This is a genomic window from Sphingopyxis sp. LC81, from assembly GCF_000756375.1.
In the GTDB taxonomy this organism is placed as follows: domain Bacteria; phylum Pseudomonadota; class Alphaproteobacteria; order Sphingomonadales; family Sphingomonadaceae; genus Sphingopyxis.
The window spans coordinates 1-12,309 of the sequence record NZ_JNFD01000034.1 but is presented as its reverse complement, the minus strand read 5'-3'; the positions used below and the strand labels follow the sequence as shown (position 1 = coordinate 12,309).

Sequence of the window (12,309 nt, the reverse complement as noted above, 5' to 3'; positions counted from 1 at the left end):
TGCCGGGGCGACCCCGGGCGGGGGGGGTGGGCTTTGCCGGGTCGAGCCAGTGGCGGTGCCGCCCGCCGTCGACCCCGCGCCCCTCGTAGCGGGCGCCCGCCAGCCAGTCGACGAAATCGGGATCGGCGGGGCCGCCGACGCGCCCGAGCAGCGAGAGCCAGCCCCCAAGCGTGTCGATTCGCGGGCCGAGGCTATGCCGCGCGCCGTCGACCCTTGCCCGGGCTTGCCCGTCGAGCCAGTCGGGCGGGTCCTCGATCAACACCTCGAGCCTTTTGCCGAGCGCCATCAGCGGACGCAGCAACGCCTCGACCGCGTCGCTCGCCGCCGCGGCTGCGGTCCCCAGTTCGGAATCGGGATCGGCGAGTTCGGTTTCGAGGCCATAGCCCGCGTCGGCGGTGCGCGTGTCGACTGCGCGCGCGTAAACCTGTCCGCGCGCCGCGACCAGCAGCCGCTCGATAGCGCCCCACGGGTCGTTCTCCGACAAGCGGGCGAGCCAGCCGTCGCCGGGCAGTTCGGCGGCGGCGGCGATCGCCGCCTGGATCGCGCGGTCGCCTGCTTCGTCATAGCTTGCGACATCGGCGAGCCGCGCCGCGAGCCCGCGCCGCCGCCCGCGCGACTTGCCCTCGGGGCCGAGCACCCAGCGGCGAATCTCGACGGCTTCCTGCCCCGTCAGCGCTGCGGCGAACATCGAGTCCGCCGCGTCCCACAGATGATGCCCTTCGTCGAAGATAAGCCGCGTCGCGGGGGCGCCGCCGTCGCGCGGGCGCGCCGCCTGCACCATCGTCAGCGCATGGTTGGCGATGACGATCTCGGCTTGCGTCGCGGCGCGCGCCGAATGTTCGATGAAACACTTCCTGAAATGCGGGCAGCCCGCATAGATGCACTCGCCACGCCGGTCGGTGAGCGCCGTCGTTCCGTTGCGGCGAAACAGGGCAGGGAGCCAGCCGGGCAGGTCGCCGCCGACCATGTCGCCGTCGCGTGTATAGGCGGCCCAGCGCGCCACAAGCTGCGCGAGGATCGCGGCGCGGCCCGAAAAGCCGCCCTGCAACGCGTCTTCTAGATTGAGCAGGCAGAGGTAATTTTCGCGCCCCTTGCGCACCACGACCTTTTCGCGGTGCGTCGCGGCGTCGGGGTAGAGGCGCTCGGTCTCGCGCGACAATTGGCGCTGCAGCGCCTTGGTGAAGGTCGAGATGCAGACAGCGCCCGCCGACTGGTCGATCCATTGTTTCGCGGGGGCAAGGTAGCCGAGCGTCTTGCCGATGCCCGTCCCGGCCTCGGCAACGAGCATCTGCGGCGCATCCTTGCGATCGCGCGGGGCAAAGATCGCGGCGGTCGCGCGCGCATAATCCTGCTGCCCCGGCCGCCGCTCGGCGCCGTCGCCGGTCAGCCGGTCGAGCCGCGCCGACACATCGTCTTCGTTGATCGTCACTTGGCGCGGCGTCCCGCGCGGTGGCTGTTCCTCCCATTCGGGCAGGCGCGCGAACAGCCAGCGTTCGTTGGCGTCGGGCTGCGACAGGCGTGGTTGGACGAGCGGCGACCATGACCAACGCTGGCGCGACAGCGCCTGCACGCCGTGCCACGCGCCTTCGCGCTCGGGCCAGTCGGGATCGTCGATGCTGCCGAGCATCGCAGCGGCGGCCTTGGGTAGAAAGGCTGCGATATCCTCTTCGCCTTTCGGCGGCGCCAGGCCGACCGCTCCGGCGATCCCGGCGGGGGTCGGCACAGCAAAGCGCGCGGGATAGAGAAAAGCGAACAGCTCGAGCAGGTCGAGTCCGGACAATTCGGGATAGCCAAGCCGGTCGCCGGTCAGCGTCGCGTTGAGCAGCAGGTGCGGGGTCGCCGCTACCGCCGCGATTGCTTCGCCGCGCCCCACACGCTGGACGCGGCCGTGCGTGTCGGCGATCCAGATGCCGATATGGCTCGCATGAATCGCGGGCAGGGTAAGCGGGTCGGGAGCCATCGTTCCCTAGCTAGGGACAAAAGGCGAACGCGGCAAGGCGATCCGGTCGATCGCCAGCTTTCCTCTTGCGGTTGCGGAGAGGTTCGGCGACGCTCGACCCAACCATAGGAAAGGACAGTCCGGATGAGCGAAGAGGCGGCGATCGGTGCGGTGATCGACGAGATGTACGCGATGATCTCGGGCCCCAAGGGGCCGCGCGACTGGTCGCGACAGGCGAATTGCTTTCATCCCGACGCACGGCAGATCCGGACGTCGATCGATGCCGACGGGCGCGCGACGTTCCGCAGCATGGGACTCGAAGATTATGCGCGCGACACCACGCCTTTCTTCGCCGCAAATGATTTTTTCGAGATCGAGATCGGGCGGCGGATCGATGTCCTGGGCAATATTGCCCATGCCTGGAGCGCTTATGAAGCACGCGCTGCGCTGGACGACGCAGAGCCCGAACGACGCGGAATCAATTCGATTCAGCTGTTCAAGGATCCGGATCTCGGCTGGCGGATCATGGCGATGATCTGGGACAATGAGCGCACGGGCGTGGCGATCGCGCCCTTCTGACGCCTTAACTTAGCCCGCGACGTCCAAACGCCGAAGGGCGGTTGCCCATGAATGTCTGCGCGGGCTGAACCATCGAAGCCGTCCGCGCGCGTTTCAGGGCGTTGTAGAGCGGGCCGTGCGTGAGCTCGTACGGGAAGCGCACGCCCATACGATCGAATTCGGACCACATCACCACCGCATAGGTGACCTCGCCGCCATAATGGATTTCGCAGCGCGACCGCGCCGGCATGCTCGCCCCGTCGATGCGCGCACCGCCTTCGGACAGGTCGGTGATCCGGCCGTCGACGAAGTTGAGCACGCCATTGACGGTGACGTCGATGGCAACGGGGGTGCGTTTGTGGCCGCGGGCGGCGGGGGTGCGAAAATTGTCCATGTCCGGGAGGCTACGCCCGCATGGTAAATTTTCCGGTAACGATGTTGGCTCGCGCCGGGACAATGTTGCAAGCGATCGCCGACAATGATCTACGCGGATCATGGTCCGTCCGATCATCCTCTATGGCATCGGTCTCGCCGTCGCGGCGTTCTTGCTCGAATGGCTGAACTACAAACATGTCGTGCACCGCTGGTCGACCGAATTTTATATTGTCTGCGTCGCGGTAATTTGCGTTGCGCTCGGCATATGGGCCGGCAACCGGCTGACTGCGCGGCCGCGTCAGGCTTTTGTGCGTAACGACGCGGCGATCGCGGCGCTGGGGCTCAGCGTGCGCGAATGCGAGGTGCTGGAGATGCTGGCGGCAGGGCACGCCAACAAGGTGATTGCGCGCCAGCTCGATATTTCCCCGAACACGGTCAAGACACATGTCGCGCGCGTTTACGAAAAGCTGGCGGTCGCCAGCCGCACGCAGGCGGTGCAGAAAGCGCGGACGCTCGACATCCTGCCGTAAAATCGGGCGGCGGGCGTCAAATCACCCGTTTGGGCGATAGATTTCGGCCGTTGTTCCGGCTCCACGCGCATGGCATTCACCATTTGGGGAGACAGGTCATGGGCAGGATCATTGCGGTTTACGGCGCCATCGCGGGCGTCGTCGTCATCATTGGCATGTTTATCAGCATCACCTTCATCGCCGATCATGGCACGATGGGCATGGTCGCCGGCTATCTGTCGATGCTGGTCGCGCTGCTTTTCGTCTTCATCGGCGTGAAACGCTATCGCGACGTCAATCTGGGTGGGGTGATCAGCTTCTGGAAAGCGCTCGGCGTCGGGCTCGGGATCGGGCTTGTCGCGTCGCTTTTCTATGTCCTCGGTTGGGAACTCTATATGTGGCAGACCGGCGGGACCTTCATGGCCGACTATATCGCAAAGAGCGTCGATGATATGCGCGCTGCAGGCAAACCGGCCGCCGAGATCGCGGCCTTTTCGGCCGAGATGGGGGCGATGGCGGAGCAATATAAAAATCCGCTGTTCCGCATGGCGCTGACGCTGACCGAGATATTCCCGGTCGCGTTGCTTGTGTCGCTTGTGTCAGCGGCGTTGCTGCGCCGGAGCAGTTTCATGCCGGCGACGCAGCCGCGGGGCTGAATCGAGACAGGGCGGCATAGTCACGGCGCGACCAAACTATCGGCTTTCCTACATTGCGCCGCCGTGCTTGATTTTCTCGGATGCTATCGATCGCCGCCTCTCTCCTTAAAGCGACAAAGGAGACAAAAACGCCGTGCGCGTCGGTATCTTTTGTCGCTTTAAGGGATGTCGGTACGCGAGCGAAATGCGATTCCGGAGTGAAGTTACGCAGTTTTCCGTCCTTTCGGCGAGGGTGGCCGTCTCCTGTGATCGTCATCCCGGACTTGATCCGGGATCCATGGGGCGCCGGCCGTCGCTGGACCCCGGATCAAGTCCGGGGTGACGAAGCAAAGGTGCGGCCTGTCCTGAAAAAACGATTCACGAGTGAAGTTACGCAGTTTTCCGCGCTTCTTTCCATCGGCGCTTCTTGCCGCTATGGCGCGCAGCTATGACTGACTTGCACCTTCACCCTTCGCTGCGCGAACCCGCGCAAACGTCCAAGGCATGGCCGTTCGAGGAAGCGCGCAAGATCGTCAAACGCTATCCGGGCGGCAAGCCCGGCGGCGAGGCCGTGCTGTTCGAGACGGGCTATGGCCCCTCGGGATTGCCGCATATCGGCACCTTCAACGAAGTGCTGCGCACCACGATGGTCCGCCGCGCCTATGAGGCGTTGACCGGCGGCGCGGCGACGCGGCTCGTCGCGTTCAGCGATGACCTGGATGGGCTGCGCAAGGTTCCCGACAATGTGCCGAATGGCGACATGCTGCGCGAATATCTGGGCAAGCCGCTGACCGCGATCCCCGATCCGTTCGGCAAGTATGAAAGTTTTGCGCATCATAACAATGCGATGCTGCGCGAGTTTCTCGACCGGTTCGGCTTTCAGTACGAGTTCGTGAGCTCGACCGAGCGCTATCAGTCGGGCGCATTCGACGACGCGCTGCGAAATGTCCTCCGCCATAATCAGGACATTCTCGACATCATGCTGCCGACGCTGCGAGCCGAGCGCGCGGCGACCTATTCGCCGATCCTGCCGGTCAGCCCCAAGTCGGGGATCGTGTTGCAGGTGCCGGTGACCGTCGTCGATGCCGATGCGGGCCTCGTGTCGTTCGAGGATGAGGGCGAGACGATCACGCATTCGATCCTCGGCGGCGGTGCGAAGCTGCAGTGGAAGGTCGACTGGGCGATGCGCTGGGTCGCTCTTGGCGTCGATTACGAAATGTACGGCAAGGATCTGACCGACAGCGGCGTCCAGTCGGGCAAGATCGCCAAGGCGCTTGGTGGGCGCAAGCCCGAGGGGCTGATCTACGAAATGTTCCTCGACGAAAAGGGCGAGAAGATTTCGAAGTCGAAGGGCAACGGCCTCAGCCTCGAACAATGGCTCGACTATGGCAGCGAGGAAAGCCTCGCCTTTTTCGCCTATCGCGAGCCCAAGGCGGCGAAGCAGCTCCACATCGGCGTGATCCCGAAGGCGGTCGACGAATATCTCCAGATGCGCGGCAATTATCCGGCGCAGGACGGCGACAAGAAGCTCGGCAATCCGGTGCACCACGTCCATGTCGCACGCGGCGAGCAAATTCCGGCAAGCGAACTGCCCGTGACTTTCGGCTTGCTGCTGAACCTCGTCGGGGTGATGGGCGCTGATGCTTCGAAGGATCAGATCTGGCGCTACCTCGGCCAATATGTCGAGGGCGCGAATGCGGCGACCTATCCCGAGCTCGACCGGCTGATCGACAATGCGATGGCGTATAATCGCGATTATGTCGCGCCGACGCTAAAGCGCCGCAAGCCGCAGGGCGGCGAGGGCGCGGCGCTGAAGGAACTCGACGGCGAACTCGCGGCGCTCCCCGCCGACGCCTCGGCCGACGATATTCAGAACATCGTGTATGCGATCGGCAAGAACGAGGCCTATGGCTTTGAAAACCTGCGCGATTGGTTCAAGGCGCTCTACGAAACATTGCTCGGGTCGAGCGCGGGCCCGCGCATGGGCAGCTTCATCGCGCTGTTCGGGATCGACAATACGCGGCGGCTGATTGCCGAGGCGCTTGCATAAATTCCGTTCGCATCGAGCGAAGTCGAGATGCCCCTCGACCTTGCTCGATGCCGATCGGTGTCTCGACTTCGCTCGACACGAGCGGGAATTAGGGAGTGGTTTCATGCCTGTAGAGCCTGCTTTCCAACTCGCGCAGATCAATATCGGCCGTTTCCGCCTGCCGCCCGAGCATGTCGCGAACCGCGATTTCATGGACGCGCTCGATCATGTGAACGCGGTGGCCGAGGCCGCCGACGGCTTCGTCTGGCGGCTGACCGGCGAGGGTAACAACGCGACCGATGTGCCGGTGACCGACGACCCGCAGCTGATCGCGAACATGTCGGTGTGGCGCGATATCGATGCACTCGCGACCTATGTCTATCGTACCCCCGATCATCTGACGGTGATGAAGCGCCGCAAGGAATGGTTCGATCATATGGCGGTCTATCAGGCGCTGTGGTGGGTTCCCGCGGGCCACCGCCCGACGGTCGCGGAGGGCATGGCGCGGATCGCGATGATCGAAGCGCACGGGCCGACCGCCGAGGCTTTCACCTTCAAGCAGCCCTTCGCCGCGCCCGACGGCACCGCGGCGCTGCCAATCCAGGACGAATGTGCATGAGCGACGTGATCGATATCTTCACGACCGGCGGGACGATCGACAAAGTCTATTTCGATGCCTTGAGCGAATTCCAGATCGGCCCCGCGGCGATCCCCGACATGCTGCGCGAAAACAACGTCCATGTGCCGCACCGCGTCACGCAGCTGATGCGCAAGGACAGCCTTGAGCTGGGCGATGCCGATCGCGAGACGATCCGCGCCGCGGTCGCCGCGAGCGACGCGTCGCGCATCCTCGTCACCCACGGCACCGACACGATGGTCGTCACCGGGCGCGTGCTCGCGGGGATCGCGGGCAAGACGATCGTGATGACGGGGGCGATGCAGCCCGCGTCGGTGCGCGCGAGCGATGCCGAATTCAACGTCGGCTTCGCGCTCGCGGCGGCGCAGACGCTGCCGCCCGGGGTCTATGTCGCGATGAACGGGATGATCTTCGACCCCGAAAAGACGGTCAAGGACCGCGCCGGCGCGCGTTTTGTGCAGGAAGGTTGATCAGCCTTTGGCGGTGACCTGCCGCAGCACCGCGGCATAATTCGGCGCGATCGTCATCTCCCCGTGCCGTCCGGCGCGTCCGAGTGCCGCGTGCACCTCCGGCAGGCGATAGCAGGGCACACCCATGAACAGGTGATGCTCGGCGTGATAATTCACCCAATATGGAGCAACCGTCGCGCGCGCCAGCCAGCCCGCGTGCGTCGTGCGCGCATGGGTGAAGGGATCGTCGCTGCCCGTGGTCGTGCACGCATGTTCGGCGATATTGCGGATGCGCAGATAGAGCTGAAACGTCGTGGCGAGTCCGGCGAGCCAGAGCAGGTACGGCGTCCAGCCATAGAGCGCGAGCGACGCCGCGAGCAGCACCGCCTGTACGATCAGAAAACGCCCGACCGCGCGCGCCACCGCCATCGCGCCCGCAACGTCGATCGTCGGTGACGTCATGCCGTCGTCGGACTGTTTGTTGAACGGCGTCCCGGCCTTGGTGCTCGCGCCGCTTTTCTGCCCCTGTTCGCCGCGCAGCATCGCCTTCAATCCGACGAAGGCGAAGCCGAATTGCGCCATGCGCTGCTTGAAGAAGGTCTGTCCGGTCAGGTCGCGCAGCACCTTGCGCCAAAGGCTGGCGCGCGTGGTGGGGAAGGGCTTCGACAGCGACAGGTCGGGGTCTTCGGGCTGCTGGGTGAATTTATGATGCTGGAGATGATAGGTGCGATAGGCAATCAGGTCCGATCCGACCGCCGCGCCCGTCAGCCATTGGCCAAGGAAATTGTTGGTTTTCCGGTTCGGGTGAAGGGCGCCATGCGCCGCGTCGTGCATCAGGATCGCGAGCCCGAGCTGGCGCCCGCCGACAAAGATGACGGCCAGCAGCCACGCCAGCGGGTTCTGTGACCAGGCGGCAAGGCCGACAAGCGCGATACTGACGATCCACGCGTGCGCGACGAGCCAGACGCCGCGCCACGAACAGGCGCGGGTGAGTGCCGACCATTCGGAGCGGTCGAAAAAGCGGTCGGGCGGGAACAGGCGAACGGCAGGCATGGCGCGACTATAACAAGTTGCGATCCGAAACGTAACCCCTTCCGTTTTGGCACAATATCGGCGGAAATCAGGATGTCGCGGTAAGGATTTGGAAACCCCTTTTTGGCCACTGATCGCCGCGACCAGAAAAGCGGGGAAGTTCGGGAATTGGGGGTTCGGCGTAACATCATCCGGCCGGGAGGCGGCGATTTGCCCGCGGGCGAATCGCTGTTCGATTCACCGGAATTCGTCACGCACCTGATGCGCGTGGCGAAGCTGTGGCACTATGTGCTGATCGGCCGTGTCCTAGCATTCCTGACCTTCGCCTTTCTGCCGGGCCTTGCAGGCTTCCTCGATCATCCGTCGCACTGGCTGGTCATGGCGGCCGGCTTGCCATGCGATGTCGCGCTGACGGTGATCGGGCAGGCGATGCGCAAACCGCGTCCGATCGCGCACAGCCAGGTGCGGCTGATGGCGATGCTGTGCATGGCGCTGATCGCGCTTGGCACCTTGCTCAACGCCGCAGCGATGTTCGACGCGATCGCGGTCCCCGACGGCAGCCGCCATTTCGATGCCTTTACCGCGATCCACATCGGCTCGCTGCTCGTCGCGGCGTCGGCGGTCGCGGTGGTCCGTCCCGCCTTTTTCGCCTTTGCGGGTGCCACCGCTCTGGGCGGGGCGATCGGCGTCGCCTCTTGGCCGTTCGCGGTCGCCGGCTTCGTCTTCCTCGGACTGCTGATCGTCATGATGCGCGAGGACGTCCGGCACCAGCGCCGCGCGACGCGCGCCGCGCGGCAGGGCGTCAGCGATCAGCAGCGCGCGCTCAATCTGATGCGCGATTTCGAACGCGCGGGGCGCGGCTGGTTCTGGGAAACCGATCGCTATGGCCAGCTCGTCTATATCTCGCCGACGGTCGCGGCGCGGCTCGACCGGCCGCTTGCCGACCTGCTCGGCCATCCCTTTACCGGCATCATCCGCAAGCGGATCGGCAACGACGAAAACGAAGAGCGGACGCTGGGGTTCAGCCTGTCGTCGCGCACCCCGTTCAAGGAGCTGACGGTGCAGGCCGCGGTGCCGGGCGAGGAGCGCTGGTGGTCGATTTCGGGCCAGCCGATCAGCAACGAACTCGGCAATTTCCAAGGCTTCCGCGGCAGCGGCACCGACCTCACCGACAAGAAACGGTCGGAGCGCGAGATCAACCAGCTCGCGCGCTACGACACGCTCACCGGCCTCGCGAACCGGCGCCACATCACCGACCTGCTCGAACGCGCGCTCAAGAGCCATAGCGGGCAGCCGCAGCCCTGCGCGCTGCTGCTGATGGATCTCGACCGCTTCAAGGCAGTGAACGACACGCTGGGGCATCCGGTGGGCGACCAGTTGCTGCAGCAGGTCGCGGGGCGCCTGACGCAGATCGTCGGCGACAAGGGACAGGTCGGGCGGCTCGGCGGCGACGAGTTCCAGATCGTCGTGCCGCAGCTGAGCCAGCCCGAAAAGCTGGCGGGCATCGCCAACGCGATCATCCTCAGCCTCGCCAAGCCCTTTTCGATCGAGGGTGAGCAGGTCCGCATCGGATCGTCGCTCGGCATCGCGGTATCGGACGGGCAGGGAGTGCCGGCGTCGGCGCTCGTCCGCAACGCCGACCTTGCGCTTTATGCCGCGAAGGATGCGGGGCGCGGCGTCTATCGTTTCTATGCCGACGCGATGCATAATCAGGCGAGCGAGCGCAAGGCGATCGAAGATGCGCTGCGCGACGCGCTGGCAAAGGACGAGCTCAGGCTTCTTTATCAACCGATCGTCGACGTCGAGAGCGAGCGGATCACCGGGTTCGAGGCGCTGATCCGCTGGCATCATGCGACCGACGGCCTGATCAGCCCGTCGAAATTCATTCCGATTGCCGAGGAGTCGAACCTGATCGTGCCGATCGGCGAATGGATCATCCGGTCCGCCTGCGCCGCCATCGCGCACCTCGGCCCGGGATATCGCGTCGCGGTCAATGTCTCGCCGCGCCAGTTCGCCAATGAAAAGCTGCCCGCGACGATTATGAGCGCGGTGTCGGCGGCGGGCATCCGTCCCGAGCAGCTCGAGCTCGAGATTACCGAGGGCGTCTTCCTCGACGAGAGCCCCGAGAATCTCGCGATGTTCCAGAAATTGAAGCGCACCGGCGTCCGGCTGGCGCTCGACGATTTCGGCACCGGCTATTCGGCGCTCGGCTATCTGAAAAAGGCCCCGTTCGACAAGATCAAGATCGACCAGAGCTTCGTCCTCGGTGCCGCCGATCCCAGCAGCATGAACGCCGCGATCATTTCGTCGATCGTCGGGCTGGCCGCCGCGCTCGACATGGAAACGACCGCCGAAGGGGTCGAGACGCACGATGACCTCGCGCTGATCCGCGGGCTCGGGTGCAGCCATGTCCAGGGTTATATCTATGGGCGTCCTATGGATCTGGTCGAGGTGCTGGCGCTGCTTCGCGAGGGCGGCGGGCGCGCTGAGGCGAAAGGGTATAAGAGCGCACGCGAGGCGCGGCTGACGACCTTCCGCACGATCCAGGTCGGCAGCGGTGGGTATCGCTATGAAGGGATCGTCCGCAATATATCGTCGCGCGGCGCGCTGATCGAGGGACTATGGAATGTTCCGCCCGGAACGGTGCTGACGCTCGAATTCGGCGCCGACCAGAGCTTTGACGCCGAAGCGCGCTGGTCGGCGGGCAACCGCGTCGGCGTGAAATTTGCCGAAGCGGTCGAGATCGACGGGCTGACGGGTCCGAAGACGGTCACGCCGGCGCGGGGACGAGTCCGCCGCGCCGCGTGACGCCCGCGATCAATCGGCGATCCGGCCGCGCGCCATCACCCAGTCGACCTTTTCCAGCACGGTCACGTCGCTCAGCGGGTCGCCGCTGACCGCGATCATGTCGGCCGACATGCCCGGCGCGATACGCCCGATCTCGTTTTCGAGCGACAGCAGTTTCGCCGCAACCGTCGTCGCGCTCGCCAGCGCCTCGCTCGGGGTCAGGCCGCGCTTGACGAGCAGCGCGAACTCTTGTGCGTTACGGCCATGCTCGAACACGCCGGCGTCGGTGCCGAAGGCGACCGGGACGCCGAGCGCCTTGGCGCGCGTCACCGCCTTGCCGACGTCGTTCAGCGTCATGCGCACCTTGTTCTCGACCGTCGGGGTATAGATGCCCTTGCCGAGCCGCTCGCGGATGCCCTCGAACGCCATCAGCGTGGGGACGAGATAGGTGCCCTTCGCCTTCATGACCTTCAGCGTCGCGTCGTCGGCGAAGGTGCCATGCTCGATGCTGTCGATGCCCGCCGCGGCCGAGGCGGTGATCCCGCCCGCGCCATGCGCATGCGCCATGACCTTCAGGCCCAGCGAATGCGCGGTGTCGGCGATGCTCTGCAGTTCGGGGCTGGTGAAATGGCCTTCGAGTCCGCGCCCCTGCTGCGACAACACGCCGCCGGTCGCGGTGATCTTGATAACGTCGGCGCCCGCGCGCGATGCCTTGCGCACCTTTTCGGCGCATTCGAGCGGGCCAGTGCAGGTGTAGCCGAGGTCGAGCACGTCGTGAATATCCTCGCGGAACCCGGTCACGTCGCCATGCCCGCCGATGATCGACAATGAGGGTCCCGCCGCGACGATGCGCGGCCCTTCGATGAAGCCGTTGGTCGTACCGCGGCGGAGCGAATAAGCGGTATATTGCGCCGATCCCGCCTCGCGTACGGTGGTGAAGCCCGCGCGGAGCGTGATGGCGGCGTTCTTGGCGCCGACGACGACGCCCCATTCGTCGGGGTCGACCGTCGCGGCGCGATAATCCTCACCCGGATCGCCGGTCAGGTGGACGTGGAGATCGATGAGGCCGGGCAGCAAAGTCTTGTCGCCAAGATCGACGACTTCGGCGCCGGCGGGGGCTTCGGCGCGGCCGGGGGTGATCGCGGTGATGCGGTCGTCAGTAATCGTGACGGTCGACGGACCCTGCGCGGGCTTGCTGGCGTCGGTGATGACGCGGCCTGCATAGACGATGGTGGTTTTCGCATAGGCCGTCGTGCCGAGCAGCGCGAGCGTCGCTGCCGCGACCATTCCCAATTTACGCATGAAGTCTCCCCTGTCTGATCGCGCCACCGTGGCGCGGCGGGCGGGGGAGGGCAAGGG

11 protein-coding genes are annotated in these 12,309 nt (G+C 65.3%); 7 read left to right on the top strand and 4 right to left on the bottom strand.

Going from position 1 to position 12,309, the window contains the following annotated elements; translation table 11 throughout:
* Positions 1 to 1,960: helicase (locus FG91_RS15960; RefSeq protein ID WP_037516812.1), on the bottom strand; the 1,960-nt coding region annotated here is incomplete at its 3' end.
* Positions 1,961 to 2,083: 123 nt separating this feature from the next.
* Between FG91_RS15960 and FG91_RS15955 the strand changes: the two genes are divergently transcribed.
* Entirely contained in the window at positions 2,084 to 2,518 is a 435-nt protein-coding gene (locus FG91_RS15955) for a hypothetical protein (RefSeq protein ID WP_052187754.1), read from the top strand.
* A gap of 4 nt (positions 2,519 to 2,522) precedes the next feature.
* Here the strand turns inward: FG91_RS15955 and FG91_RS15950 are convergent, their stop codons facing one another.
* The gene (locus tag FG91_RS15950) at positions 2,523 to 2,891 is read right to left on the bottom strand and encodes a PilZ domain-containing protein (protein ID WP_052187752.1); all 369 of its coding nucleotides are present in this window, start codon (positions 2,889 to 2,891) and stop codon (positions 2,523 to 2,525) included.
* Between the two features lie 100 nt (positions 2,892 to 2,991).
* On the opposite strand from FG91_RS15950, the gene FG91_RS15945 reads away from it, so the two are divergent.
* The 5 genes from FG91_RS15945 to FG91_RS15925 all read left to right on the top strand — a co-directional run bounded on the left by FG91_RS15945 (position 2,992) and on the right by FG91_RS15925 (position 7,152).
* Positions 2,992 to 3,402, top strand: a complete 411-nt coding sequence (locus FG91_RS15945; protein ID WP_037516810.1) for a helix-turn-helix domain-containing protein — start codon at positions 2,992 to 2,994, stop codon at positions 3,400 to 3,402.
* A 98-nt stretch (positions 3,403 to 3,500) separates the two neighbouring features.
* Complete coding sequence (locus FG91_RS15940) at positions 3,501 to 4,037, top strand: DUF4199 domain-containing protein (protein WP_037516806.1); 537 nt, start codon at positions 3,501 to 3,503, stop codon at positions 4,035 to 4,037.
* Between the two features lie 427 nt (positions 4,038 to 4,464).
* Complete coding sequence (locus tag FG91_RS15935; RefSeq protein WP_037516803.1) at positions 4,465 to 6,066, top strand: lysine--tRNA ligase; 1,602 nt, start codon at positions 4,465 to 4,467, stop codon at positions 6,064 to 6,066.
* A gap of 103 nt (positions 6,067 to 6,169) precedes the next feature.
* Complete coding sequence (locus FG91_RS15930; protein WP_037516801.1) at positions 6,170 to 6,664, top strand: DUF3291 domain-containing protein; 495 nt, start codon at positions 6,170 to 6,172, stop codon at positions 6,662 to 6,664.
* Positions 6,661 to 7,152 (top strand): asparaginase domain-containing protein, encoded by a 492-nt coding sequence (locus tag FG91_RS15925; protein WP_200878478.1) that lies wholly within the window; start codon positions 6,661 to 6,663, stop codon positions 7,150 to 7,152. The genes FG91_RS15930 and FG91_RS15925 overlap by 4 nt, the downstream gene beginning before the upstream one ends.
* On the opposite strand, the gene FG91_RS15920 is transcribed toward FG91_RS15925, so the two are convergent.
* Positions 7,153 to 8,184, bottom strand: coding sequence for a fatty acid desaturase family protein (locus FG91_RS15920; protein ID WP_037516798.1), 1,032 nt, complete (start codon positions 8,182 to 8,184; stop codon positions 7,153 to 7,155).
* A 189-nt stretch (positions 8,185 to 8,373) separates the two neighbouring features.
* On the opposite strand from FG91_RS15920, the gene FG91_RS15915 reads away from it, so the two are divergent.
* A complete protein-coding gene (locus FG91_RS15915; RefSeq protein ID WP_235212066.1) occupies positions 8,374 to 10,971 on the top strand; it encodes an EAL domain-containing protein in 2,598 nt (865 codons plus the stop codon).
* Positions 10,972 to 10,980: 9 nt separating this feature from the next.
* On the opposite strand, the gene FG91_RS15910 is transcribed toward FG91_RS15915, so the two are convergent.
* A complete protein-coding gene (locus FG91_RS15910; protein WP_037516795.1) occupies positions 10,981 to 12,252 on the bottom strand; it encodes a metal-dependent hydrolase family protein in 1,272 nt (423 codons plus the stop codon).
* Positions 12,253 to 12,309 lie beyond the last annotated feature (57 nt).